This is a genomic window from Actinokineospora auranticolor (assembly GCF_002934265.1).
Lineage (GTDB): Bacteria > Actinomycetota > Actinomycetes > Mycobacteriales > Pseudonocardiaceae > Actinokineospora > Actinokineospora auranticolor.
On record NZ_PTIX01000019.1, the window covers coordinates 103,676 to 128,699 of the forward strand.

Annotated in this window: 26 protein-coding genes and 1 pseudogene; 15 read left to right on the forward strand and 12 right to left on the reverse strand. The window is 70.7% G+C overall.

Annotated elements, in window-relative coordinates; genetic code table 11:
• Positions 1-232 precede the first annotated feature (232 nt).
• On the forward strand, positions 233-1,420 hold the full coding sequence (locus CLV40_RS27565; protein ID WP_245931605.1) for a S8 family peptidase: 1,188 nt from the start codon (positions 233-235) through the stop codon (positions 1,418-1,420).
• On the opposite strand, the pseudogene CLV40_RS27570 reads toward CLV40_RS27565, so the two are convergent.
• The 4 genes and pseudogenes from CLV40_RS27570 to CLV40_RS27585 form a co-directional block, all read right to left on the reverse strand.
• Positions 1,358-2,803, reverse strand: a pseudogene (locus tag CLV40_RS27570) (CHAT domain-containing protein); the annotation flags it as partial. The gene CLV40_RS27565 and the pseudogene CLV40_RS27570 sit on opposite strands and share 63 nt — an antisense overlap.
• A gap of 569 nt (positions 2,804-3,372) precedes the next feature.
• Positions 3,373-3,780, reverse strand: coding sequence for a hypothetical protein (locus tag CLV40_RS27575; protein ID WP_104481907.1), 408 nt, complete (start codon positions 3,778-3,780; stop codon positions 3,373-3,375).
• Positions 3,777-4,340 carry an RNA polymerase sigma factor gene (locus tag CLV40_RS27580; RefSeq protein WP_104481908.1) on the reverse strand — a complete coding sequence of 188 codons (564 nt, stop codon included), beginning with the start codon at positions 4,338-4,340 and terminating at the stop codon, positions 3,777-3,779. Before CLV40_RS27580 ends, CLV40_RS27575 begins: the two co-directional genes overlap by 4 nt.
• A gap of 561 nt (positions 4,341-4,901) precedes the next feature.
• Complete coding sequence (locus CLV40_RS27585) at positions 4,902-6,068, reverse strand: pyridoxal phosphate-dependent aminotransferase (RefSeq protein WP_281261694.1); 1,167 nt, start codon at positions 6,066-6,068, stop codon at positions 4,902-4,904.
• An 86-nt stretch (positions 6,069-6,154) separates the two neighbouring features.
• Here CLV40_RS27585 and CLV40_RS27590 point away from each other — a divergent pair, with 86 nt between their 5' ends.
• Positions 6,155-7,363 carry a DUF445 domain-containing protein gene (locus tag CLV40_RS27590; protein WP_104481909.1) on the forward strand — a complete coding sequence of 403 codons (1,209 nt, stop codon included), beginning with the start codon at positions 6,155-6,157 and terminating at the stop codon, positions 7,361-7,363.
• A gap of 244 nt (positions 7,364-7,607) precedes the next feature.
• Here CLV40_RS27590 and CLV40_RS27595 read toward each other — a convergent pair whose 3' ends face one another.
• Positions 7,608-8,078: a CGNR zinc finger domain-containing protein gene (locus CLV40_RS27595; protein WP_245931606.1), complete on the reverse strand. Its 471-nt coding sequence runs from the start codon at positions 8,076-8,078 to the stop codon at positions 7,608-7,610.
• Between the two features lie 81 nt (positions 8,079-8,159).
• On the opposite strand from CLV40_RS27595, the gene CLV40_RS27600 reads away from it, so the two are divergent.
• The 4 genes from CLV40_RS27600 (at position 8,160) to CLV40_RS27615 (ending at position 12,191) form a co-directional block, all read left to right on the forward strand.
• A complete protein-coding gene (locus CLV40_RS27600) occupies positions 8,160-8,522 on the forward strand; it encodes a VOC family protein (RefSeq protein WP_104481911.1) in 363 nt (120 codons plus the stop codon).
• A 61-nt stretch (positions 8,523-8,583) separates the two neighbouring features.
• Positions 8,584-9,108, forward strand: coding sequence for a PadR family transcriptional regulator (locus CLV40_RS27605; protein WP_104481912.1), 525 nt, complete (start codon positions 8,584-8,586; stop codon positions 9,106-9,108).
• 111 nt (positions 9,109-9,219) lie between these two features.
• Positions 9,220-9,912 (forward strand): ABC transporter ATP-binding protein, encoded by a 693-nt coding sequence (locus CLV40_RS27610; protein ID WP_104481913.1) that lies wholly within the window; start codon positions 9,220-9,222, stop codon positions 9,910-9,912.
• Positions 9,909-12,191 carry an FtsX-like permease family protein gene (locus tag CLV40_RS27615; protein WP_104481914.1) on the forward strand — a complete coding sequence of 761 codons (2,283 nt, stop codon included), beginning with the start codon at positions 9,909-9,911 and terminating at the stop codon, positions 12,189-12,191. Before CLV40_RS27610 ends, CLV40_RS27615 begins: the two co-directional genes overlap by 4 nt.
• A 203-nt stretch (positions 12,192-12,394) precedes the next feature.
• Here the strand turns inward: CLV40_RS27615 and CLV40_RS27620 are convergent, their stop codons facing one another.
• Genes CLV40_RS27620 through CLV40_RS27635 form a run of 4 tightly spaced genes read right to left on the reverse strand, consistent with a single transcriptional unit; the run spans position 12,395 to position 17,124 of the window.
• Entirely contained in the window at positions 12,395-13,102 is a 708-nt protein-coding gene (locus CLV40_RS27620) for a phytanoyl-CoA dioxygenase family protein (RefSeq protein ID WP_181043770.1), read from the reverse strand.
• 50 nt (positions 13,103-13,152) lie between these two features.
• Positions 13,153-14,991 (reverse strand): helix-turn-helix domain-containing protein, encoded by a 1,839-nt coding sequence (locus CLV40_RS27625; RefSeq protein WP_104481916.1) that lies wholly within the window; start codon positions 14,989-14,991, stop codon positions 13,153-13,155.
• Between the two features lie 44 nt (positions 14,992-15,035).
• Positions 15,036-16,331: an MFS transporter gene (locus CLV40_RS27630; RefSeq protein WP_104481917.1), complete on the reverse strand. Its 1,296-nt coding sequence runs from the start codon at positions 16,329-16,331 to the stop codon at positions 15,036-15,038.
• Positions 16,332-16,356: 25 nt separating this feature from the next.
• The gene (locus CLV40_RS27635) at positions 16,357-17,124 is read right to left on the reverse strand and encodes a 3-hydroxybutyrate dehydrogenase (RefSeq protein WP_104481918.1); all 768 of its coding nucleotides are present in this window, start codon (positions 17,122-17,124) and stop codon (positions 16,357-16,359) included.
• A 123-nt stretch (positions 17,125-17,247) separates the two neighbouring features.
• Between CLV40_RS27635 and CLV40_RS27640 the strand changes: the two genes are divergently transcribed.
• Positions 17,248-17,604, forward strand: coding sequence for a TFIIB-type zinc ribbon-containing protein (locus tag CLV40_RS27640; RefSeq protein ID WP_104481919.1), 357 nt, complete (start codon positions 17,248-17,250; stop codon positions 17,602-17,604).
• A 13-nt stretch (positions 17,605-17,617) separates the two neighbouring features.
• Positions 17,618-18,223: a P-loop nucleotide/nucleoside kinase family protein gene (locus CLV40_RS27645; protein WP_104481920.1), complete on the forward strand. Its 606-nt coding sequence runs from the start codon at positions 17,618-17,620 to the stop codon at positions 18,221-18,223.
• Between the two features lie 4 nt (positions 18,224-18,227).
• Here the strand turns inward: CLV40_RS27645 and CLV40_RS27650 are convergent, their stop codons facing one another.
• The gene (locus CLV40_RS27650; protein WP_104481921.1) at positions 18,228-18,734 is read right to left on the reverse strand and encodes a DinB family protein; all 507 of its coding nucleotides are present in this window, start codon (positions 18,732-18,734) and stop codon (positions 18,228-18,230) included.
• Between the two features lie 112 nt (positions 18,735-18,846).
• On the opposite strand from CLV40_RS27650, the gene CLV40_RS27655 reads away from it, so the two are divergent.
• The 6 genes from CLV40_RS27655 (at position 18,847) to CLV40_RS27680 (ending at position 22,374) form a co-directional block, all read left to right on the forward strand.
• The gene (locus CLV40_RS27655) at positions 18,847-19,308 is read left to right on the forward strand and encodes a helix-turn-helix domain-containing protein (protein ID WP_104481922.1); all 462 of its coding nucleotides are present in this window, start codon (positions 18,847-18,849) and stop codon (positions 19,306-19,308) included.
• On the forward strand, positions 19,277-19,915 hold the full coding sequence (locus tag CLV40_RS27660) for a hypothetical protein (RefSeq protein ID WP_104481923.1): 639 nt from the start codon (positions 19,277-19,279) through the stop codon (positions 19,913-19,915). The genes CLV40_RS27655 and CLV40_RS27660 overlap by 32 nt, the downstream gene beginning before the upstream one ends.
• A gap of 82 nt (positions 19,916-19,997) precedes the next feature.
• The gene (locus CLV40_RS27665; RefSeq protein ID WP_104481924.1) at positions 19,998-20,291 is read left to right on the forward strand and encodes a DUF2516 family protein; all 294 of its coding nucleotides are present in this window, start codon (positions 19,998-20,000) and stop codon (positions 20,289-20,291) included.
• 110 nt (positions 20,292-20,401) lie between these two features.
• Positions 20,402-21,010 carry an alpha/beta hydrolase gene (locus tag CLV40_RS27670; RefSeq protein ID WP_245931608.1) on the forward strand — a complete coding sequence of 203 codons (609 nt, stop codon included), beginning with the start codon at positions 20,402-20,404 and terminating at the stop codon, positions 21,008-21,010.
• Between the two features lie 17 nt (positions 21,011-21,027).
• A complete protein-coding gene (locus CLV40_RS27675; RefSeq protein ID WP_104481925.1) occupies positions 21,028-21,567 on the forward strand; it encodes a YbaK/EbsC family protein in 540 nt (179 codons plus the stop codon).
• A 114-nt stretch (positions 21,568-21,681) separates the two neighbouring features.
• Complete coding sequence (locus tag CLV40_RS27680) at positions 21,682-22,374, forward strand: response regulator (RefSeq protein ID WP_245931609.1); 693 nt, start codon at positions 21,682-21,684, stop codon at positions 22,372-22,374.
• On the opposite strand, the gene CLV40_RS27685 is transcribed toward CLV40_RS27680, so the two are convergent.
• Complete coding sequence (locus CLV40_RS27685) at positions 22,363-23,484, reverse strand: LOG family protein (RefSeq protein WP_104481926.1); 1,122 nt, start codon at positions 23,482-23,484, stop codon at positions 22,363-22,365. The two genes, CLV40_RS27680 and CLV40_RS27685, sit on opposite strands and share 12 nt — an antisense overlap.
• 43 nt (positions 23,485-23,527) lie before the next feature.
• On the opposite strand from CLV40_RS27685, the gene CLV40_RS27690 reads away from it, so the two are divergent.
• The gene (locus CLV40_RS27690) at positions 23,528-23,962 is read left to right on the forward strand and encodes an SRPBCC family protein (RefSeq protein WP_104481954.1); all 435 of its coding nucleotides are present in this window, start codon (positions 23,528-23,530) and stop codon (positions 23,960-23,962) included.
• A 25-nt stretch (positions 23,963-23,987) separates the two neighbouring features.
• On the opposite strand, the gene CLV40_RS27695 is transcribed toward CLV40_RS27690, so the two are convergent.
• Positions 23,988-24,839 carry a GNAT family N-acetyltransferase gene (locus CLV40_RS27695; protein ID WP_104481927.1) on the reverse strand — a complete coding sequence of 284 codons (852 nt, stop codon included), beginning with the start codon at positions 24,837-24,839 and terminating at the stop codon, positions 23,988-23,990.
• Between the last annotated feature and the right edge of the window lie 185 nt (positions 24,840-25,024).

Below are 25,024 nucleotides of genomic sequence, written 5' to 3' on the forward strand. Positions count from 1 at the left end.
CATCCCGGTTACCTCGTCGAGCCGCCACCGACCGGTGTGACCAGGCCACTATCCAGGACCCGGCCACCCTTGCGCACCCTAACCGCGTGTGTTCCACCCGGAAAGACGGCGCTCGGTGCCGCGTGAGTAGGCACCACCATGACGATGATCACCGTGTGTGGAAACCGCTGGACCGGGTGATTCTGTTGCCGCTTCCGAGCGAGTGCGCGCGCACGGCGCCACGGTGTCCGTTGTGCACACCGATGAAGCGCTCGGCCGGACGAGTCCACTGTCCCCTCTGGCCGATCGCCACCCGGACCTCCTCCTGCACGACAACGGTGGCAACGGCGAGTGCCTGGTCCGTCGCGGCCAACTGGTCGTACCGCGCGCGGACCTGCCCGCCGCGGTGCGCGCGCTCGACCGCTGGATCGAATCCGTAGACCCCGCCGAGCACGCCACGCTGCGGTTGCGCGCGGGCGTCGACTGCGTCGAAGTGGCCGCGGACATGGCCGACCGCGTCCCGGTGTCGGTCAACCACGTCCACACCGTCATGGAGGGCTCGCCGATCCTGCACGGCACCGGTAGGAGCCCTGTACCCGTACCGCTGCCACCGGAGCCACCGCGCGAAGTGTGGTCACGGCCCGCGACCGTCCTCATGCTCGACACCGGTCTCGACCCGCACCCGTGGTTCGTGGGCCGTCCGTGGTTCGGCCAGTGGGGTCTCGAGGTGCTGGACGCCGACGGTGACGGGGTGACCGACCGCCAGGCGGGCCACGGCACGTTCGTCGCGGGCGTCCTCCTGCGACACGCCCCGGGCGTCACGCTGCGCCAGCACCCCGTGCTGTCGTCCCACGGGTTGACCGATGACCGCACGGTCGCGAGCACGTTGCGACGTGCACGTTTCCTCGCGGCGGCCAGGGGAGAGCGGATCGACGTCCTCCTGCTGACCGCCGGGTGCCACACCGTCGACGACCGTTGCCCAACGATCCTCAGCCGCGAACTGGCCCACTGGCCGACGGCGGTCGCGGCCGCGGGCAACTTCGGCACCACGCGCCCCTTCTGGCCCGCCGCCCTGCCGGGGGTCGTCGCGGTGGGCGCATTGTGTCCCGATGGCACGGTGGCTCCCTTCAGCAACGGGGGTTCCTGGGTCGACCGGTACGCACCAGGGGTGGACGTCGTCAGCTCGCACGTGCGCGTCGAGGGTGACCGGCGGGTCCACGGCGCGGCCCGGTGGAGCGGCACGTCGTTCGCCGCGCCCCGGGTCGCCGCCGAGTTGGCCCGCTCAGCCGCCGAAGGCGACGAAGCCGAGGTCGCCGTTGGCCAGTTGTGCCGCGGCGAGGGCGGCACCCGGGTCGAGGCCGTCGGCGAGGTGGTCGTGCAGGTCCCGGACCAGGCGGGCGCAGCGCGCGTCGGGCACCGGGAGGGTGCTCGCCACGACTGAGCGGGCACCCCGGTCGAGCAGCGCGGCGGGCAGGTCCAGGCCCGACTCGCAGGCCGACAGCACGACCAGGTCCGGTACGCGCAGCAGGTCGTGGCCGAACAGCGGGCCGTCGGCCAACTCGATGGCGGAGAACAGCGGCGCGTCCGGTCGGTGCGCGCAATGCGCCGCGATGTGCAGCGTGTCGGCGTCGGCCATGGCGGCGAGAACGGCGGCCACGGTTGCGTCTTGGCCGGTGAGCAGGGTGCCGCCGTGGCGTCGGTGCAGCGCCACCACCTCCGACTCGGCGTGGTCGAGTCTTGGGCCCGCCACCCAGACCTGATTCATGCGTCTACGGGTGGCGGATTGCGCCTGAAGCCAATGCACGGCCGACGGCGCCACCGTCACCGATCTACCCCTCATGCTCGGTAGCGCGGCCCATGGCAGCCGAGTGAGGTTGCGGCTGGGCAGTACCACCAATGGGCGGTCACCGATTGTCTTGCCGACATTGGCGAAGATGGCCTCGTCCAGCCCTGCCGCTGCCCGGCGCGCGACTGCGCTGTCTCCGGTTGTGGCCGCCAAGAGGAAAGCGCGGTACACGGTGTCGTCGTTCACCGATCCCAGGTCGTGTAGTCGGAATCGGTGATCGACGATCGAGACCGCCCAGGTTCGTCCGTTGTGGAGGAAGAAGTTCAGGGCGGCCCTATCCGTGAGTACCTCCGAGAACTCTTCGGGACGCGCAGGGTGCGCGTTGTGCCGTTCCAGTGCCACAACGCCACATGGGGTTGTCCAGTCGCTGGAAGAGTCCGTCCGCAGCTTGGATAGCGCTACCGGATCCCAGATGGCGCGCGGAGGCGTTGTGGCCACCCGTTGCCGTTCAACCCATCGGAACACCGCACGCGGGCGACCGGTCGCGAGCGCGACAGCCACACCGGTGTCGGCAAGCTCGGTAGCCCGAGGATCCAGCGTCAGCCCAATCCGGCACGCGGTAAGCGCCGCACGCGGGGTCGACGCTATCCGCGCCTGGGCGAGCCAACCGAGCGCCCGCAGTTCCGGCGCCCCGTCGAACCGTTCCCGGGCAACGAGTTCCGGGCGACCGGCGGCGATTCTCAATCGAGCGGCGACCACGGGTTGGCAACCTTCAGCGAGCGTGGACGCCTCCGGAACCGCTTCTCCCGACGCGAGGCGCGCGTGCGCGTCCAACGCCAGCGCCTCCGGGGACGACGTGGCCGCCAACCGAACCGCGGCCCGGGCGCCGCTCGGACGACCCGCGCGCAGCGCGCACCAGCCCTGCGTGAGCACCGCGTCCGCGTAGCCGGGTGCGCGGCCTGTAGCACCCAACAGCGCGCTCGCCCTGGTCAGCTCGGCATTCGCCTCACGGTGCAGACCGGCGCCGAGCAGGGCCATCGCCCGGTCGACCACCGCGTCCGGATGGCGCCGCCCGTCGATTCCCGCCTCGGTGTAGAGCGCCAGAGCACCCGCGAAATCACCCGTTTGGGCTGCGACGAACCCTCGGTTGTGCGTGCACGTCGCGGCCCGCCCGGTCTCGCCGAGTCCACTGTAGAGGGACTGGGCGCGGGCCAGCGCCGCGCCCGCGGTGTCGAACCGACGCAGGTGGGTCGTGGCAACCCCGAGCGCGACCAGCGCGTTGGCCGCCTCGCGCGGGCGGTCCACCAGCGCGTCGACCGCCGCCTCCAACCGGGGGAGCGCGGCCGCGTGGTCGCCGTCGTGGCAGAGGAGCACGCCGGTGAGCGCGTCGGCGCGCTCCCGCCACACGGGCCGGGCCGCGGCGATCAGCGCCCGGGCCCGGTCGGGATTGCCCAGCAGATGGCAGAACCAGGCCAGCGCCAGCCGGGACTCCGCCTCCTCCTCCGGCGCCCCCGCGGCGGCGACAGCGCGCTCGGCGGTGAACCGCGCCCGCCGGGTGGACCCGTGTTCATGCAGCTCGACGGCCTCGCCGTGCAACGCGGCCCACGTCACCGCGCACTCCCGCGCAACCAGTCCGAAACCAGGGGCGCCGCGGCCTCGCGGTGCAGCACCACCCGCACCCGCCCATCCGGGACCGGCGCGTCGAAGCACCCCAGCCCGTCGACCGGCAGCACCTCGGCCCCGTCCCGCGAGTGGACCTCCGCGTGCGTCACGCCCAGACCCGGCGCGACCAGGCCGGTGATCCGCGGCCCCAGCTCCACCAAGACGTCGTCACCGCGCCACACCGCACGTGCCCCGCGCACCGCGACCCCGGCGTGCGCCACGAGCTCCAGCGGCAGCCAGTCGATGCCCAGCAGCGCCCCGGCCGCCACGGCGGCGGCGAACACCCGCTCCGGCACGGGATCCGCGCGGTCGAGCAGGTCGGCCAGCTCGGCGAGCAGTTCGGCGTCGGTCATCCCACCGCCCCCTCGGGCATGCCCAGCAGGGCCAGCTTGCGGCGCAGGTCGCCCAGGCACCGACCCCGCGTGCGGCCCACGCTCGCGGGCGAGAGGCCCAGGGCCCGCGCGAGCCGCGGGTAGGTCAGCTCCGGGGCGAAGGCGAGCAGGCCCAGCAGCTTGCGGCAGCGCTCCGACAGCGCGGTGAGCGCGCTCCACAGCAGATCGTCGCGGTCACTGCGCAGCACCGCGACCTCCGGCCAACTGTCGTCCGGCGCCAGGTCGAGCTCACCCGGCCGGTCGACGGGCACCTCACGACCACGCCGCTCCAGCACCCGCAGGCACTCCCGCCGCGCCGTCGTCGCCAGCCACCCGGCCAACCGGTCGGGCATGCGGATGGCCGCGGCGTGCTCGGTCAACGCGATCCACGTGTTCTGACTGACATCGGCCGCGTCCGCCGCGTCCAGCCGGTGTGCCCGCGCCACCCGCCACACCAGCCGCGAGTACCGCTGCACCAGCGCCCGCCAGGCCTGTTGGTCCCCGGCCACAGCTCGGCCCAACAACTCCGCTTCCGTCCCCATAACTCCTCCTCGCTGAGCCCCCTTCCGCCGCGTCAGACGACGTCGACGGAAAGAGCGCTCCCAGCGCCCCTCGAAGGAGTGACGACTCGCCCGCTACCGCCCCGTCCCGCGACAACCGGCCGTGCCGGGACCGCGCTTCGCCACGCCGAACCGGACCGTCGCCCGCGATGAGTTCGGGGTGCTGGTCGAGGGCAAGTTCGGCGGCGTCGAACCGCGATTTGCCACGCCGATCCGGACCGTCGCCCGTGATCGGTTCGGGTGCGGGTCGAGGACGACTCCGGCCGTGCCGAACCGCGCTTTGCCACCCAGGTCCGGATCGTTGCCCGTGGTGAGTGTGGGTCGAGGACGAGTCCGGCCGTGCCGGTACCGCGCTTTGCCACCCCTGATCCGGACCGTTGCCCGTGACGAGCTCGGGGTGCTGGTCGAGGACGGCCGTTGCCGAATCGGCCGCCTCGGTCAGGCGGGCCCTGTCCGGACTGCCGATCGGCGGCCGCCGGCTCGCGGCGCGGGGGCTCGACAACGCTGTCGGGTAGCGCCTCCTTGCTCGATGGTGGGGCGGGTTCAGGCCAGGCGGTGCAGGCGGGTGATCGCCTCGTCCAGGACCTCGTCGCGCTTGCAGAAGGCGAAGCGCACGAGGTGGCGCCAGCGGTCCGGGTCGTCGGTGAACACCTGCACCGGCACGGCGGCCACGCCGATCCGCCCCGGCAGCGCGCGGCAGAACTCGTGCCCGTCGGTGAACCCGAGCGGGCGCACGTCCGCGCACACGAAGTAGGTGCCCTCGGCCGCGCGGACCCCGAACCCGGCCTTCGCCAGCCCTTCCGAGAGCCGGGTCCGCTTGTCCGCCAGCGAGGCCCGCAGCCCCTCGACCCAGACGTCCTCCTCGCGCAGCGCGTACGCGACGGCGGACTGGAAGGGGGTACCGCCCGCGAAGGTGAGGAACTGCTTCGCGGCGCGCACCGCGGCCACCAGTCCGGCGGGCCCGCACACCCAGCCGATCTTCCAGCCGGTGCAGTTGAAGCTCTTGCCCGCGCTGGAGATGGTCAGCGTCCGCTCGGCCATGCCCGGCAGCGAGCCCAGCGGCACGTGCTCGCGGTCGTCGAACAGCAGGTCCTCGTAGACCTCGTCGGTGATCGCGATCAGGTCGTGCTCCCGGCACACCTCGGCGACCGCGGTCAGCTCGGCGCGGCTGAAGACGGTGCCGGTCGGGTTGTGCGGGGTGTTCACCAGAACCACCTTGGTCCGGGGCGTGATCGCGGCGCGGAAGGCGTCGACGTCGAGCCCGAACCGACCGGACGCCTCCTCGGCCAGCGGCACCACCCTGCGGGTCGCGCCCGCGAGCGCGACGCACGCGGCGTACGAGTCGTAGTACGGCTCGAACAGGACCACCTCGTCACCGGCCTCGACCAGCGCCAGCAGCGACGCGGCGATGGCCTCGGTGGCGCCGACGGTCACCAGGACCTCGGAGTCCGGGTCGAACTCGGTGTCGAACCTCGTCCGCCGCCGCGCGATGGCCGCCCGCAGCTCCGGCAGCCCGGGACCCGGCGGGTACTGGTTCGCCCCGGCCGAGATGGCGTCCCGGGCGGCGGCGAGCATGCCGTCGGGGCCATCGGTGTCCGGGAAACCCTGGCCCAGGTTGACGGCATCGGCCTGGACGGCGAGCGCGGTCATCTCCGCGAAGATCGTCGAGGTGAACGGCTGGAGGCGCGGCACGAGGTTGGTTGGGGGCACGGCTTCGCATCCTCACGGAGAATGGCACCGTGGAGCAACTAGGACCGGTCCCCGGACAGGAGCAGAAGCAGCGGGCGCTGCGGCGGATGAAGCTGGTCGCCCTGGCCTTCCTCGGCGCGGCGACCGCGCTCTTCCTGGCCACCACCCTCTGGCAGTCGGCGGGCGCGCCGGGCTGGGTCGGCTACGTCAAGGCCGCCGCCGAGGCGGGCATGGTCGGCGCGCTGGCCGACTGGTTCGCCGTGACCGCGCTGTTCCGCCGCCCGCTCGGCCTGCCCATCCCGCACACGGCGATCATCCCGACTAAGAAGGACGTGCTGGGCGACAGCCTCGGCGAGTTCGTCGGCGCCAACTTCCTCTCCGAGGGGGTGGTGCGGGAGCGCCTGCGCCGGATCGGCGTCTCCGCCCGGCTCGGCGCCTGGCTGCGCGAACCGGACAACGCCGAACGCGTCACCTCCGAGCTGGCCACCGTTGTGCGCGGCGCGGTGACGGTGCTGCGCGACGAGGACGTGCAGGCCGTCGTCGAACAGGCCGTCGTCTCCCGGGTCATGGCCGTGCCGTGGGGCCCGCCGCTGGGCAAGCTGCTGGAACGCGTCTTCGCCGATGGCTCGCACCACAAGCTGGTCGACGTGATGTGCGACCGCGGCTACGACTGGGTCAAGGAGAACTACGACCAGGTCATGTCGGTCGTGTCCAACCGCGCGCCGTCCTGGTCGCCGAAGTTCTTCGACTCCCTGGTCGCCGACAAGGTCTACGGCGAGGTCCTGTCCTTCGCCTGGGCAGTCAAGACCGACGTCAACCACCCCATGCGCCTCGCCCTGGACAAGTTCCTCGGCGAGTTCGCCGCCGACCTGCAGCACGACCCGAAGGTCATGGCGCGCGCCGAGGAGGTCAAGCACCAGGTCCTGGAGCACCCCGAGGTCAAGACCGTCATCGGCTCGGCCTGGTCGTCGGCCAAGAAGATGCTCCTCGACGCGGCCGAGGACCCGTCCAGCGAACTGCGCACCCGCGTCCGCGCGGGCCTGACCACCCTGGGCGACCGCCTGGCCACCGACGAGGCCACCCGCACCAAGGCCGACACCTGGGTCGAGGGCGCCGCTGCCTACCTGGTGCTCAACTACCGCGACGAGATCACCACCCTGATCACCGACACGGTCCAGCGCTGGGACGCTGAGGAGACCTCCCGCAAGATCGAACTCCAGGTCGGCCGCGACCTGCAGTTCATCCGGATCAACGGCACCGTCGTCGGTGCCCTCGCGGGCCTGCTGATCTACACCATCGCCCAACTCATCGCCTGACCCCGCCAGCCACCCAAGGCCGCCCAACCGGGTGGTGGCGCCCCAACGGTCGCCACCACCCGCCGGACAGCCGCTGCCAGGCCACGGCTCCGCCACGGTCCCAACAGCGCGTCGTCCAACAGCACGCCATGCCCACGGCTTACGACTTCCACTGGCATGCGACAGCCGCAAGCCCGCCGCCATCCAGACTCACCCCGTCCGCGGCGGTCGCCGCGAGCCCACGACTTCGAACCGCCGACGGGAGTCAGTCGACGACCTTGGCGCGCTCGCGCCAGGTGCGGGCTTTCTCGCGGTTGCCGCAGACCCGCATCGAGCACCAGGTGCGCGAGCGGTTGCGTGACCGGTCGAAGAAGGTCCACTGGCAGGCGTCGGCCGGGCAGATCTTCATCCGCGCCCACTCGCCCAGCACCACCAGCCGGGACGCGGCGGCCAGGACCGCGCCGGTGACCTCGGCGGCCACCAGCGTCGGCGCGGCGTCGACAAGCTCGACCCGCACCGGAACCGGAGGTGGCGCGGGCGCGGGCGCGCCGCCGACCACCGCTCGCAGACCGTCGCGCACCGCGCGGACGTGGACCATGTCCTCGTCGCCGAGCCCGCGGTCGGCCAGCCACCTGGACCACCCGATCGGGTCGCCCAGGATGTCCGTGGCCAACTCGACGTCCACGGTGTTGAGGAAGTCGAGGACCAGATCCACATCCCGGTCGGTGTTGACCACAACACCACTGTAGGGCGAATACCGGTTGTTCCGTGTCGAACTAACCTTCATACTCCTTTCACTGGTTACAGGAGGACGACCATGACCGCCGCCATCCCGAAGTGGGGCACGACCGTGCTGGACTGCCCTGACCCACGCGCCCTCGCGGGCTTCTACGCCGCCCTCCTCGACTGGTCGGACACCGACGTCAACGCGGACAACTCCTGGGCCACCATCAAGGGCGATGGCGCCCGCCTCGACTTCCAGCAGGCCGCGGACTACCGCCCGCCGACCTGGCCGTCCCCGGAGTTGCCGCAGATGGCCCACCTGGACTTCGACGTCGCCGACCTCCAAGCGGCGCACGAGCGCGCCTTCGGGCTGGGCGCCCGGCTGCTGGACAAGTCCCATAACTCCTTCTGGGTCTACGCCGACCCCGCCGGTCACCCGTTCTGCCTCTGCGTCTGAGTCGGGTACGTCACCTCCGTCAGTATTCTTGATGTGTATACACCTGGTGTACAGTCCTCCTATGTCAATCGGACATGCGTTGCTCGGCTTGCTGGAGACCGGTCCCAGGCACGGTTACGACCTCAAGCGCGTCTACGACGAGCGCTTCGGCCAGGACCGGCCGCTCGCCTACGGGCAGGTCTACTCGACCCTCTCCCGCCTGCTGCGCAACGGCTTGGTGGAGGAGAGCGGGGTCGAACCTGGTGGGGGTCCAGAACGCAAGCGCTACGCCATCACGGACGCGGGTGTCACCGACGTGTCGGAGTGGCTGGTGACTCCAGAGAGCCCGCAGACCTATCTGCAGAGCGCGATGTACACCAAGGTCGTCCTGGCCCTGATGTCCGGTCGCGACGCCAACGAGGTGCTGGACGCCCAGCGCACCGCGCACCTCAAGTCGATGCGCGAGCTGACCTCGCGCAAGCAGGGCGGTGACCTCACCGACCAGCTCATCTGTGACCACGCCCTGTTCCACCTGGAAGCGGACCTGCGCTGGCTGGAACTGACCGCGGCCCGCCTGTCCGAGCTCGGTGGGCAGTTCACCGGGTGACCCCCGCCGGACGGTGGGGAACCCTGGCCGATCGGACGATGCGCGGCCAGGTGGGGCGGGGGATGTTGACGGGCGAGTTCATGGGTCTTGGACGCGGTGGGGAGCAAGGCAATGGCAGAGCGGGATGACGACACCCTGCTGGTCGGCAGTGAGCTACGGAAGTCCTTCGGGCCGACGCCCGCGTTGGACGGCGCGGGACTGATGGTGCGCCGGGGGGAGATCGTCGCGGTGATGGGCCCCTCGGGCTCGGGCAAGTCGACGTTGCTGCACTGCCTGGCCGGGATCGTCGCCCCCGACTCCGGGACCGTGACGTTCGACGGCCAAGACCTCGCGGCCATGAGGGACCGCGACCGCAGCGCGCTGCGGCGCGGCGCGTTCGGTTTCGTCTTCCAATTCGGACAGTTGGTTCCCGAGTTGTCGTGCGTGGAGAACGTCGCGCTCCCCATGCGGTTGGGCGGGACCCGGCGCAAGCAGGCCGAGGCCAAGGCGCTGGAGTGGATGGCCCGGTTGGAGGTGGACCACCTGGGCGGCAAGCGACCCGGAGAGGTGTCCGGCGGCCAGGCCCAGCGGGTGGCGATCGCCCGTGCGTTGGTGACCGAGCCCAAGGTCGTCTTCGCCGACGAGCCGACGGGGGCGCTGGACTCGTTCAACGGCGAGCAGGTGATGCGGTTGCTCGTCGACTCGGCTCGGGAGACCGGTGCGTCCGTCGTGCTGGTCACCCACGAGGCTCGGGTCGCGGCGTATTCGGACCGGGAGGTCGTGGTGCGCGACGGCCGCACCCGCCAGGTGGAGCTCGTCTCGTGAGGTCTTGGCTCAACGACCTGGCCATCGGGGTCCGACTGGCCGTCGGGGGTGGTCGGACCGCGTTGGCCCGCTTCGTGCTCAGCACCATCGGCATCGGCCTCGCGGTGGCCGTGCTGCTGTTGGCGTCGTCGGTCGGACCGATCCTCGACGCCCGCGACGTCCGCGCCACGGCCAACCAGCCGATCTACCTCCCGGTCGCGGGGGTGGCGCCGACTCGGTACATGGAGACGAGCACCGAGTTCCGCAGTACCCGTATCGGGGTGACTTACCTGCAAGCCTTCGGCGCGACCTCGCCCGTGCCGATCGGCATTCCGCGGCTGCCGGGGACCGACGAGATGTTCGTCTCCCCAGCGATGGCTGACCTCTTGGCCGACCCCCTGTTGCGAGAGCGGTTTCCCCAACGGATCGCGGGAGTCATCGACCGCGCCGGGATCAAGGACCCGTTGAAGGCTCAGGCCTACCTCGGCGCGGACGACCTGCCCGCCAGGGAAGTCGGGGCGACCCAGACCGCCTACGGGTTCAGGCAGGGGTCGCACGTCGCCTATATGGACGCCGGGCTGTTGTTGCTGTTGTTGCTCGGCACGATCGCCATCCTGGTCCCGGTGTTCATCTTCCTGGTGTCCAGCACCCGCATCGCCGGTGCCGAGCGGGACCGGCGGCTCTCGGCGCTGCGGTTGGCGGGCGCGGGCGATCGGCAGGTGCGCCGCATCGCCGCCGCCGAGTCGTTGGTCAGCGCCGGGGCCGGACTCGCCCTCGGGGGCGGGTTGTTCCTGCTGGGCCGCGAGGTCGCGGGTGGGATCAGCCTGATGGGTTCCAGCGTCTACTCCTCCGACATCGTGCCGGTGTGGTGGCTCGCCGTGTTGGTGGTGCTCTCCGCCCCGGTGCTCGCGGTGTTCGCCGCTCAGTTCGCGTTGCGGCGCACCATCATCGAACCGCTCGGGGTGGTGCGTCGCAGTACGCCGGTGAACAGGCGAATCGCCTGGCGGCTCGCCATGATCGCGGTGGGCGTGTTGCTGCTGCTGTGGCGCGGCGGCGAGTTCCTGGACAACACGTGGGTGTGGTCGGTGCTCGTGGCGACCGGTGTCACCCTTCTCCTGCTGGGTGTGCCCGCTCTGCTGCCCTGGGTGGTGGAGCGGACCGTGCGCGGACTGCGCGGGGGCAGCACTTCCTGGCAGCTGGCGGTGCGCAGGCTCCAGCTCGACAGCGGCACGTCCTCCCGGGTGGTCAGCGGGGTCGTAGTGGTGCTCGCGGGCGCGATCGCCTTGCAGGCCATGTTGCTCTCCCAAGCGCGGATCCGATCCTTTTCCGGTTCGACGTGGGATGGCGAGAGCACCGTGCTCTCCGTCTCCGCCGTCGGGCAGGTGGCACCCGAGGTGGAGAAGGCGCTGGCCGCCACGCCCAGCGCGCACGCGTGGAGCAGGGCCGACACCGTGGACGTGCAAATCCCCGGCTTGACGCACAGCTACACCCAGGTCGTGGACTGCTCCATCGTCGCGGCGGTCTACGGGTTCCACGGCTGCGTCGACGGCCACATCTACGCCCAGCCGGGGTTGGACATCACCGGCCTGGAACAGGGGAAGGAGGTTGCCGTCCTGTCCACCGACAGCAAGGAGCGCGCTGTCAGCCGCATCCGGTGGACCGTGCCGGTGCCGGTCGAGCGCGTATCCTTCGCGGCCAGGGTCAACCAGGAGTTCCCCGCGCTCTTGATCACCCGTGCCGCCATGCCCGACGCGCCCCGCACACGGGACCAGGTCGGCTTTTACGCCCTTCCCGACCCGAACGCCACTGACGCCACTGACCGCATCCGCGCCGCTCTCGGCCCGTTGGGGTGGCAGGTCTCGGTCTACGAACGCCGGGCGTCCTTCCTGCGGGACGACCAGGAGACCTACCTGACCATCCGCACCGGCCTGCTGATCGGGTCGGTGTTCACCCTGCTGCTGGCGGGCGTCAGCCTGCTGGTGCTGGCTGTGGAGCACATCCGCGAGCGCAGGCGGCCGCTGGCGGTGCTCGCCGCCGGTGGCGTGCCCAACGGGGTGATCGCCCGGTCCCTGCTGTGGCAGATCGCGCTGCCCATCGGCCTCGGGGTGGTGGTCGCCGTGGGGGTCGGTGTCACCTTGGCCGCGCTGACCGCGCAGATCGTCGACGGTCCGGTGATCCTCGACTGGCTGACCATCGGGGTCATGACCGGCGCCGCCGCGGCCCTGGTGCTGCTGGTCTCCCTGTTGACCCTGCCCTTCCTGCGCAGTGCCACCAGGCTCGAATCGCTGCGCACCGAGTAGGGGGTGCCGGAGGTCGTCTGGGGGTCGACCTCCGGCACCGGAGCAGGTCAACGCGACCGTCCACAGCAGAACGATCAGGGCGCGGGGAAGTCCACAGTGGATGTGGGGAGCGTGCATGGTGTGCCTCCGTTTTCGGACAAGCACACGGTGACAGGATTCGGGGAAGCGCGTTGGAAGTTATCCACAGCACCCGATCGGGCGATTTACACCAGCAGGTACGCCGCGCTTCCCAGTCGCTCGATGGTCGCGTCCGACGGCTGGACGTCGTAGGCCGTTGTGCCGCAGCGCCGGTTGAACCCGGTGAGCACGGCGTGCCGGGTGGTCGAGGAGCGGTTCGCCGTACCGGAGTGCCACAGGTGCGAGTTGACCAGCCAGGCCGTCCCCGCCCGGCCCAGCAGCAGCACCTGCTCCGGGTGGTCCTCGTGCCCGCGCGGTGGCACGAAACCGTAGTCCAGGTGCGAACCGGGCACCACGCGCGTGGCACCGTTCTCGGTGGTGAAGTCCGCCAAGGCCACGATGACGTTGCAGACCCGCCACCGACCCGGGCCGGTGGCCTCCGCCGTGTCCGTTTGCTGTTCTTGGCCGCCGAGGCCCGGCCGCCCCGCGCGGTAGTGCATGGCGCTGATCCGGAACTCCGGTCCGAGCAGGTGCCGCACCGCGGCGAGCAGCTGCGGGCGCAACCACAGCGGGTCGAACACCTCGCCGGACTCCAGCAGGTCCTTCAGGTGCAGCGTGCCGCCCCGCGCGCCCGCCGCGGCCAGCAGGGCCTCGATCTCACCCAGCGCCACGCCGACCTGGTCGGTGGTGAGGAAGTCGTCGAAGCGGCAGTAGCCGAGTTCGTCGAGTTCCCCCAGCTGCTGGGGTGCGAGCAGGTCCGCGCGGACGCCCAGCTCTTCGAGAACCTCGTGCACCCCTCCAGCATTAGCCCAGCGCCCGCCGCTCCGCCACCGAATTCACCTGACTACGTAGAAGTAAGCCGGAACAGCCGAAGGGCGAGTTGGATTTCCAGGGACCGCTCCTGGCCCTGCCAGTCCGCGCCGAGCAGGGAACCGATGCGTTCGAGCCGCTGCACCACCGTATTCACGTGCACATGCAGGACGTCTTTGGCTCGGGTCAGGTTGGCGCCGGTGTGGAAATACGCCTCGAGGGTCCGCAACAGTTCAGTACCCCGGCGGTCGTCGTATTCCAGCACCGGCCCGATGGTGGCGTGCACGTAGCCCTCTAGGTCCGCGTCGCCGAGCAGCAGACCGACGAACCCGAGCTCCGAGATCGCCCCGCCGTGCCCGGCCCGGCCCAGGGCGAGCAGGGATCGCGCGCACCGGGCGGCCTCGGCGTGCGCCGCCGCGAAGCCGTCCACTTCGGACACCGGTCCGGCCGCCCCGACGGTCACCGGCGCGTCCATGGTGGCGGTCAGGCTGGCGGCGATCTTGGCGGCCAGCTCGCCCGGGTTCTCCGTGCGCGCCAACAACACCACCTGGTCGGCGTGCACCCCGACCAGGTCGGCGAACCGGACGGCCGCCGCGGCCAAGCGCCGCCTCGGCACCTCGTCGGCTGCCGCCACCAGCACCGCGTGCGGCTCGGTGAGGTCGACCCCGAGCCTGCGCCCGCGCAGCACCAAGGCGGCCGGGTTGCGGTTCGGCGTGGTCAGCAGGTCGGCCAACAACTCACCGCGAACCTCGTCCTCGGCTTGGGCAACCGACCGCCGCAGCATCAACAACAACGCGGTGACCACGCCCGCGCGCTCGAAGAGGCGACGGTCCGCGTCCGCCAAGTCCGCCCTTCCGGTCAAGACCAGGCTCCCCAGCAACTCTTGGCCCGCCTGTACCGCGCAAACCCAGGTGCCCGTTGTGGCCACCGCGCGCCCGGAAGCCCGGGCGGAGGCCACGGCCTCATCCGACGGTGGTGGGGCCTCATCGCCGACCCCGGCCAGTTCCACACCTGTCGCGTCGTGGACCGCGATACCGCCGCGCAGGACCTCGGCGACCGCAGCGGCCACGTCCGGCAGGTCACCGCCGCGCAGCACGAGGTCCATGAGCTTGTCGTGGGCTTCCTCGGAGCGGCGCATGGCCTCGTTGTGCGCGCTGATCGTGGCGTTGGCGGCGCGGGTCTCGTCGAGCAGGCGGGCGTTGTCGATGGCGATCGCGGCGTGGTCGGCCAGCGACGACAGCAGCGCCACCTCGTCGGGGGAGAAGTCACGGGCCACGCGGTCGGCGGCGAAGAGCACCCCGATCACCGTGCCGCCCATGGCCAGCGGGACGCCCAGGATCGCGGTCAGGCCCTCGTCGTGCACCGACGAGTCGATGGGCACCGTGTGCCGGAACCGCGCGTCGGCGAAGTAGTCGCGGGTCGCGTAGGGGCGCGCGGTCTGCGCCACCAGACCGCCCAGCCCCTCGCCCATGCCCAGTGTTACCTGCTGGAACAGTGCCGACGCCGAGCCCTCAGTGACCCGCATGTAGGTCTTGCCCGCGTGGTCGTCGTTGAGCGTCAGGTACGACACGTCGACGCCGAGCAGCATCCGGGCGCGGCGCACGATCGAGCGCAGCACGGCGTCGGTGTCCCGGAGCCGGGCCAGGTCACCCGCCGTCTCGAACAGCGCCGACAGCTCGGCCTCGCGCCTGCGGTGCCCGGTCATCCGGCGGCGGACCCGCAGCGCGTCCGCGGCCGCCTCGTCGAGCACCGCCAACTCATCGGCACCCAGCCCGGCCGCCTTGGCCGTGGCCTGGACCTGTGCCAGCCGCTCCCCGCTCGCCCCGGCGGCGAGCAGGCCGAGCAGTTCACGCACCGCGTCGTGGGCCTTCACGGGGTCATGGTCGCACCCGCCACCGTGAACCGCGCATATGCGTCTTACCGCGTGGCGGGAATGCGTTCGGTCGAGTCCTCAAGCGACTGTCCACGCGTTTCCCGCGCCGCTAGGACGGCGATGACCGTGAGTGCGCACATTGCCACCAGGTAGAGCGATACCGGCATGGTGCTGTTGTACCGCTGGAACAGTGCGGTAGCGATAAGAGGGGCAACTGCGCCAGCAGCGATGGACGATAGTTGTCCGCCTACCGACAGGCCCGTGTACCGCACGCGGGTGGGGAACTGCTCGGAGAAGAACGCGGCTTGCGGTCCGTACATCGCCCCGTGCAGTACCAACCCCACGGTCGCCGCCAGAATGATCACACCGGGTGAGCGCGTGTCGAGCATGGCGAAGAAGACGAACGACCACACCGCCATCGAGACCGCCCCGAACAGGTACACCGGCCTGCGGCCCAGCTTGTCCGACAACGCGCCCCACAGCGGAATGCAGGCGAAGTGCACCGCCGAACCGATCATCACCGCGTTGAGGCCCACGGTCTTGGACAACCCCAAGCCGGTTGTCACGTACACGAGGATGAACGCGGTGATCACGTAGTAGGACACGTTCTCCGCCATGCGCGCACCGATGGTGACGAGAACCTGACGCCACCCGCCGTGGAAGAGTTCCACCACCGGCACGTGGGGCGTCTCCCGCTTCTTCGCGGCCAAGAACACCGGGGACTCGGTCACCGCCAGCCGGATCCAGAGGCCGATGACCACCAGGACACCCGACAGCAGGAACGGCACGCGCCAACCCCAGGCCAGGAACTGCTCGTCGGACTGCGTCGCGGCCAGCACCGCCAGGACGCCAGTGGCCAGCAGGTTGCCGCCCGGGGCGCCGCACTGCGGCCACGAAGCCCAGAACCCACGCCGCTCGGGCTCACCGTGCTCCGAGACGATCAGCACCGCTCCACCCCACTCACCGCCAAGGGCGAACCCTTGGACCAACCGCAGCGCGGTAAGCAGAAGAGGCGCGCCGACGCCTAGGGCTGCGTAGGTCGGTAAGAGGCCCATGGCGAACGTGGAGCCACCCATCAGCAGGAGACTCAGCACCAGCAAGCGCTTGCGGCCCAGTTTGTCGCCGTAGTGGCCGAACACGAGCCCACCGATGGGGCGCGCCAAGAAGCCGATCGCGTAGGTCAGGAACGCCAAGAGCGTTCCGGTCAGCGGATCGGCTGACGGGAAGAAGAGCTTGTTGAACACCAGCGCGGCGGCGGAGGTGTAGAGGAAGAAGTCGTACCACTCGACGGTGGTACCGATCAGGCTCGCGGCGACGATGCGCATGAACGGCCGGGGCATGGCGGTCTCCTGTCGCGAAAGGGGGTCAGTTGGCGGTCCAGCCGCCGTCGACCGGCAGCGAGGCGCCGGTGACGTGGGCCGCGTGCCTGCCGCACAGCCAGAGCACGAGGTCGGCGACGTCTTCCGGGGCGATCAACCGCCGGATCGGGGCGCGGTCGAGCAGCACCTGTTCGACGACCTCGTCGGGGTCGATGCCGTGCGCGGCGGCCTGGTCGGCGATCTGGGCCTCGACCAGCGGGGTGCGCACGTACCCGGGACTGACGCAGTTGCTCGTCACCCCGTGCGGCGCGCCCTCCACGGCGGCGACCTTGGACAGGCCCTCCACCGCGTGCTTGGCGGCCACGTAGGCGGCCTTGTACGCGCTGGCCCGCAGGCCGTGGACGCTGGAGATGTTCACGATCCGTCCCCACTCCCGCGCGTACATGTGCGGCAGGCAGCGGCGCATCAGCAGGAACGGTGCGGTGACCATCACCCGCTGGATGAGGTCGAACCGCTCCACCGGGAACTCGTGCAGCGGCGCCACGTGCTGGATACCGGCGTTGTTGACCAGCACGTCCACCTCGGCGGGCAGCGCGTCCACCGAGGCTTGGTCCGCCAGGTCGACCACATGCGCGTGACCGCCGACCGAGGCGGCCACTTCCTCCGCCGCGTCCCCTGACCGATCGACCACGTGCACCTCCGCGCCTGCCCCCGCCAGGGCGAGCACGCACGCCCGGCCGATGCCGCTCGCACCGCCGGTCACCAGCGCGGTACGCCCGCGCAGGCCGTCGTTGTGATCCGGGCCACTAGTCATGGTTGATCACGTTAGGTAAGCCCAGAGCGGCCTGCCATGTGCACACTGCCTACAACAATGCGTCGAGATGTAGTTGTGGCAACCATGCCGACATGCGCACGGTTATCTGCGTAGGCTTACGGAGTGATTTGTCCGAAGTGCCAAAACACGATGCGCACCGTCGACCGCCTCGGCGTGCACATCGACCAGTGCGATGGATGTCGGGGAATCTTCCTCGACCGTGGTGAGCTTGAGCAGATCGCCGCAGCCGAGCAGCGCCACTACACGCCCCCGCCGCCGTACCAGGGCGCACCGCCGCCCGCGGCCGGGTACCCGCCGCCGCCTCCGGCGCCCTACCCGCCGCAGGGGTACGCCGCGCACAGCTACCACGACTCCCCGCCTGGGTACCGCGACTCGCCCCCCGGGTACGGCCACCAGGGCCACTACGGGCACGGGCACAAGAAGCGCCGTAAGAGCTTCCTCGAAGACCTCTTCGACTGATCCGTTGAACCCGATGATCTGCGCGGCCTGCGGTGAGTGGGCCGACGAGCCTCGGGTCGACGGGCCTGTCCTGGTCTGCGGGTTCTGCGGGCACCGGGAGCCGTTCGCCAGACTCCCGGTGTTCGCCCTGACCGGACCGAGCGGCACCGGCAAGTCCACCGTGTGCCGCAGGCTCTGCGCGCGCCTGTCCGACCGCGCCGTCGTGCTGGAGCAGGACGTCCTCTGGGTCGGCGCGCTGCGGGACCCGTATGACGACTACGCCGCGTTCCGCCAGACCTGGCTGCGCACGGCCGCGATGGTCAACCAGAACGGCCGCCCGACGGTGTTGTGCGGCACGGTCGCGCCCCCGCAGTTCGAGCAGCGCCCGGAACGGGTCCTCTTCTCCGAGATCCACTACCTGGCCTTGGTGGCGGACGATGACGTCTTGGCCGCGCGGTTGCGCGCGCGCCCCGCGTGGCGCGGGTGGGACGACGAGCAGCGCATCACCGACATGCTCGCGTTCAACGCGTGGGTGAAGTCCACCCAGACGACCCCGCCGATGACCCTCCTCGACACCACCGACGCACCGGTAGAGGAAACCGTGGACGCGGTGGTCGAGTGGGTCCTATCGCGCCTCTAGTGGTTCACGGGCCGACGGTGCCGTCGACCGCCTCGCGCAGCAGGTCGGCGTGCCCGTTGTGGCGCGCGTACTCCCCGATCATGTGCATCATTACCGCGCGCAGCGAGATATCCATGTCGCGCCGCTCGTACCGGTAGACGTTGTCGAGCGAATCGACCGTCGCCTCGATCCGCCGTGCGTGCTCGATCTCCCGCTCCCACGCCGCGTAGGCCTCATGCGCTGTCGCCCCGTCGGTGTTGAACGCGGCCTGGAAGTCTCCGGTGTCCGACCACACTCGTGGCACGTCTTCGCGGTTCACGACCAATCGGAACCAGACGCGCTCCACCTCGGCCATGTGTCGTAGTAGCCCCAGCAGCGACAACGTCGACGGTGGCGACGCCTGCTGTCGCAGCTGCTCGTCGTCGAGCCCGTCGCACTTCAGCGCCAAGGTCGCGCGTTGGAAATCGAGGTAGCCCCGGAGGGTCTCGCGTTCGGTCGTGGTCGTGGGCGGCATCAAACGTTCGATCGACATGTGCCGAATCATGCCCGCGCCGTGTGATCGGTCCCACCGGAATACGTGCAAGCACTCTGCTTGCAGGAGCTAGCACGCGGGCGTACCGTTGGTGGTGGGACGAGGAGGGCCGATGGACGAACCCGGTGAGAGCAGCCCGATGGACAGGGTCGCGGGCCTCGGGCGCGACATCGGCGAGTACATCAAGCAGCAGCGCAACCACGCCAAGATCTCGGTGCGCCAGCTGGCGAGGCTCGCGGGTGTCTCCAACCCGTACCTCAGCCAGATCGAACGCGGCCTGCGCAGGCCGAGCGCGGAGATCCTGCAGCAGATCGCCAAGGGGCTGCGGATCTCGGCCGAGGCGCTGTACGTGCAAGCGGGGATCCTCGACCTCCCGACCGGGGGGCCGATCACGGACGCCGTGCGCGCCGACCCAGACCTGACCGAGCGGCAGAAGCAGGTGCTTCTGGACATCTACGAGTCCTTCCGCCGCGAGAACTCCGCCACCCGGTCCGCGACTTCCACTGTGGACACCGGGCGAGCTCAACCGAGGAGTGAAGACGATGACCCAGAAGACCCTGCCGACCGACGGTGACACCCGCCGCGCGGGTGACCTGGTGCACACCGCGCTGGAGCAGGCCCGCACCCCGCTGCTCGCCGCGCTGGGCGCGGGCGACCTGGCCGCGAAGGCCGTGCTGGACGCGGTCGGCAAGGCCAAGGCGCGCGCCGAGGCCACCCGCGGCGACCTGCCCACCGACATCGGCGGCCTGCGCGACCGCTTCGACCCGGCCGAGCTGCGCAGGCTCATCGACGAGTACACCGGCGCGGCGGTCCGGCTCTACCAGCAGCTCGCCGAGCACGGCGAGGACGCGCTGGGCAAGCTGCGGTCGCAGCCGCAGGTCAAGAAGCTGGAAGAGGCCATTGAGGCCGCTCAGAGCCGGGTCGGCGACGCGGCGGGCGACGCTCGGACCCTGGCCGAGGAGATCTTCACCAAGGTGACCCGCAAGACCCGTGAGGCCGGTGAGAAGACCGCCACCGCCGCCGAGGACGCCGCCGCCGAGGTGGCGGAGACCGTGCTCGACGCGGGCGACGAGGTCGCCACCGAGATTCGCGCCACTACGGAGCGGGTCGCGGACAAGGCGGACAAGGCTGCTCGCAAGCCCACGGTGCGGAAGGCCCCGGCGAAGCCGACTTCCGAGTGAACGACTTGGCCCCGTGCACTCCTGAGTGTGAGTGCGCGGGGTCTTGTGGTGGAACCGCCCATATCGCACGTAGGCTGTCGGGGTGCCACCGCTCGCGTACGGGATCCTGAAGGTTATCGACTGGGCCGCGGTCCCCGTCGCGGTCTTCGCCCTCATCCACGCGCTGCTGCAGCGACCGGACGCGTACTCCGCCGCCGAGCGCATGACCAAGCCCGCCTGGGTGGGGATCACCGCGGGCGCCACCGCCGCGCTGTTCCTGTTCAGCTTCGCGGGCACCGGCTGGATCTTCTGGATGGCCGGTCTGGTCGCAGCCCTGGTCTACATCGTTGACGTGCGGCCCCGCCTGATCGAGGTGCAGCGCGGCCAGCGGTGGTGATGTCCCGGGCCAACGGGGCCGGTGAACCACGCACGGTAATCGTTCCTGGTCTGGGTGCCACCGCCGGGGAAGCGCGAATCCCCGCGTCGGGGTTGCCGGGTACGCGGATCGTGCTGACCTTGCCCTCGCACGCCGACGCTCCCGACGCGTCCCCGGACTACTGGACCTATCCGACCATCGCCGCGGACATCGCTCCGGCGTTGGAAGGCGTCCGGCAGGCCGTGGGCGTCTCGTTGGGCGCGGCGGCGTTGTGCGCGCTGCTGTCGACCACACCGCACGCCCTCGACCGGGTAGTGCTGATGTTGCCTGCGGCGCTGTCCAAGCCGCGACAAGCCGAATCCGCCGACCTTGTGCTGGAGATGTCCACCGCAGCCGAGGCAGGCGACAGGGGCAGACTCCGCGCGCTTGTCGCCGCAGGGGCACCCGCCGGTCTCGACACATACGTGGACGAACGCACCGACGCCCTCTTGCGCCTAGGCCCCGCCCTGCACGCGGTTGCCCGCCAAGTACCGGTGCCGGACCCGGCCACGCTGGAACAGGTCGATGCCGATGTCCTCGTAGTCGCCGCGATGGGCGATTTGCTGCACCCGACGGAGACCGCCGAAGAGGTCGTGGGAGCGCTACCTACGGCGCGATTGGTCCGTTTCGACTCTCCGGCACCCATGGTCACGCACCGCAGGGAGCTCCGTGCGCTGCTCACGGACTTCCTCGGTCGGTAAACGCTATCCTCGGGCGGGTGACGTGGACCATCGCCGGAACCCTGACCGTCTTGCCCGCAGCCGAGCACCCCGAACTGCTGGCCGAGCCCGTCGCCAAGGCGATCACCGACCTCGACGCCACGCGCATCGGCGTCGCCGAGATCGACCCCGAGCTCGCCGACACGGCCGCGTTCTGCGAGCACTACGGCTCGTCGCTGAGCGCGTCGGCCAACTGCGTGGTCGTGCTGGGCAAACGCGGCGGTGAGGAGCGGCTCGCCGCCTGCCTGGTGCTCGCCACCACGCGCGCCGACGTCAACGGGGTGCTGCGCAAGCTGCTGGACGTCCGCAAGGCGTCCTTCGCGCCCATGGACCGCGCGGTGGAGCAGAGCGGGATGGCCTACGGCGGGATCACCCCCGTCGGTCTGCCCGCCGACTGGCCCCTCTACATCGACGCGGCCGTCGCCGCGGCGCCCGAGCTCGTCATCGGCAGCGGTATCCGCGGCAGCAAGCTCTTCGTCCCCGGCGACCTCTTGGCCGCGCTGCCCACCGCACAAGTAGTAGATGGTCTCGCGCGATAGACCGAACGAGCGGCCTTTGCCCCGACGATCGTCGGGTTGACGCCACATTCCCTGTTCTGCCCCGCATTCCTGTGCTTGCATACGCCCCGTGGGCGGGTTGGAAGGGGCGAAGAAGTGACAACACAGACCGAGTTCGACACAACCGCGGTCGAGCGGGGGACGATCCGGGTCGGCGTCGTGGACGACGAACCGATGGCGCGCTCGTTCGTGAGCAAGATCCTGGGCGCGGCAGCGGACGTCGAGGTGGTCGCCGAGGGCGCGGACGGCGCGGAGGCGCTGGAGTTGGTGCGCACCAAGGAACTCGACGTACTGCTGCTCGACCTGCGGATGCCGCGCATGGACGGCCTCGATACCCTCCGGGAACTCCGCAGACAGGTGCGGGTCCCGGCCGTCGTGGTGCTGACCACCTTCCACGCGGACCAGGCCGTGGCCACGGCCCTCCGACTGGGTGCGAAGGGTTTCCTGCTCAAGCACATCGAGCCCGCCGAACTGGTGCGCGCCGTGCGGGTCGCGGCCAACGGTGGCGCGGTTCTGGACCCCGCGTTGACCAACGACCTGATGGGCCACTTGGCCACCCACCACCTCGACCGGATCGGCGCCGCCGCCGAGGTCGCGCGGCTGTCCGCGCGCCTGCGCGACGTGCTGCGGCTGGTCGGCATGGGGCGCAGCAACGGCGAGATCGCCGAAGAGCTGCGGTTGTCCGATTCCACCGTGCGCGGCTACGTGTCGGAAATCCTCGCGGCGACGGGTTGCGCCAACCGGGTTACCGCCGCCGTCTTGGCCCAACGCGCCGGTCTACTGGACTGACGCGTACGAGACCAGGAACTCCACCGCTTCCGCGGCGTCGTCGGTGACCATCACCCACTGCTCGGCCGGACGTCCCCGGGCGAGCTTGCGCACCAACGACGCCGCCGGGACCTCCTCGGTCCAGAACCGGTGCCCGAGGAACACCATGGGCGCCGCGGGGCCGACCGAGCCGTAGTGGTTCTGGGTGTAGTCCTGGAAGACCTCCTGCACCGTCCCGGCGCTGCCCGGTGTGTAGACGATGCCCCCGGTCGCGACGGTCAGCAGGCCCTCTTCGCGGACCGAGTTGGCGAAGTACTTCGCGTGCAACTCGCAGAACGGGTTTGGCGGCTCGTGGCCGAAGAACCAGGTGGGAATGCCGATGGTGCGCGGTTTCTCGCCAACCGGCAGGTCCACCGCGAGACCCGCGGCGATCCAGCGGCCGATCTCGGCGGCGTCCACGGTCGAGCCGCTGGCGAACCGGGGCGCGGTGGCCAGGCCCGCCAGCACCTCGTCCACACCGGACCGGTCGCCCAGTCGGACGCCGAGCGGCACCGCCTCCATCGCGCCGGGGCCGCCACCGGTCAACACGGTGAACCCGGCCTTGCCCAGCAGCACGCCCAGCTCGACAGCGCCGCGGTAGCGGTCTGAGTCGCGGGTGAGCGCGTGCCCGCCCATGACCGCGACGGGCCTACCGGTCAGCACGTCGTCCAACGCCTCGGAGATGCTGTGGTCGTGCAGCCGCTCGGCCAGCGCGTGCAGCGGGTCCGGACGGGCACCCTGGGCCAGAGCGTGCTGGTAGATCCGCGCGTCGGGGGTGTCCGCGTAGGACTCCGGGCGGGCCGGTTCGAAGCCGTCGAACAGCTCGGCGCAGGTGTAGAGCCGCGATCGATAGACCTCGTAGGGCAGCCCGGGCACGATCGGGAACAGCAGCGCCCCCGCCGCGTGCGCGCGCCGCTGGGTCTCAGGCCGCAGCGTGCACCCCAGGAAGAGGGCACCGTCGAGGGCCGTCCGCAGCAGCTCGTCGTCCGCCGGATCGGTCAGGTCGAGGGTCGACAAGGTCACATTGCGCAGGTCATGCCCGTTGTCGCGGTGTTCGCGCAGCAACTCCGCATCGGCGATCTCGATCCGCACGCCGGTAGCCTACGGAGACCCGGCCACCGACGTACGGAGAATGATGAACCAGGTGCAGGCACTCGCCGAACGCACGATCGCGGCACCCGTGGACCGGGTTCGGGCCGCCGTGGCCGACTACGCGGGCGTCCGAGGGCGGATCCTCACACCGCACTTCAGCGAGTACGAGGTCCGGTCGGGCGGGGTCGGTGCCGGGACCGTGGCGCACTGGCGGTTGCAGGCCACGAGCAAGCGGGTGCGGGACTGCGTGGTCGAGGTCAGCGAGCCGAGGCCGGGGAGTCTGGTGGAAGCGGACCGCAACTCCACACTTGTCACGACTTGGACGGTCGAGGGCTCGGACAGCGTCTCCACCGTGCGTATCGCCACTACGTGGGAGGGCGCCAACGGTGTCGGGGGGTTCTTCGAACGCCTCTTCGCCCCGGCGGGTCTCAAGCGCATTCACGACCAGGTGCTGGCGAACCTGGCCAAGGAGTTCTAGGTCAAGCCGCTAGGGGTGTCGATCGTCAGCCGAGCGCCTGCATGAAGGGGAGATAAGCGCGTCGGCGGTCACCCGGGAATGGGCGACCGCCGAGGGACATGATGTCGGTGTGGAAGGTCGGGGACAGACCGCGTTCGGTCACCCACCGGCCCAGATCGGGGTGCGTGGTGGCCGCGTCAACGCGGATCGGACCTCCGGCGTCCGCGGCCAAGTCGGCCACGAGCGCGCGGGCCGCGTCGTCGTCGGGGGCGATGAGCGGGCCGATGATCGCGGTGGGCGCGTCTGCTCCCGCGCGCCACGTGCCCGCGTAGGCGGTGATCCGGTCGTCCGACTCGACCACGCGCACGTGGTCGGCGAAGTCGAACAGTCCGGACAAGACGCCGGACCGGTCCGCGCCGAACACCTCCCGGTCCAGCGCGAGGATGGCGGGCAGGTCGGCGGGACAGGCCGGGCGGGTGCGCCCGGACCGCTCCGCGTCCAGCACGCCGACCCGGATGTCGGCCTCGGCGACGGAGTGGAAGCCGAGCTTCTCGTAGAGGGGCTTGCCCAGCGGGGTGGCGTAGAGGTGCGGGGTGGCCGTGCCCGCTTCGGCGATGACGTGCCGCATGAGGCGCGTGCCGAGGCCCCGGCCCTCGAACCGGGCGGCCACCAGCACCATGCTGATGGCCGCCAGGTCGCCGGTGCGGGTCAGGATCGCCGAGGCGACCAGCCCGCCGGACTGGTCGGTGAGGCCGTAGCCCTGCCCGACGCGCAGCAGGAAATCCCACTTGCGGTCCTCGTGGGGCCACTCGCGGTCCGCCGCGAGGGCGAGGCAGGCGGATAGGTCGTTGGTGGACAGCGGAATCAGGGTGGTGTTGCGAACATCCCCAGTGGTCACGCGTGAGATCGTCCCGCCGATTTGCGTTGTGGGGCAACCGAATTAGTCGCCATAGCGCCAATGGCCAAGTTCGTCAAACGGCTATCCCCCTGCCATCGAGTGAATGACACGCGGGCTCGGGCGGCATAACGTTGAAGTGTCTCCCCGGAAGGAAACCGTTATGCGCCAACAGCTTTCCCCTGCCC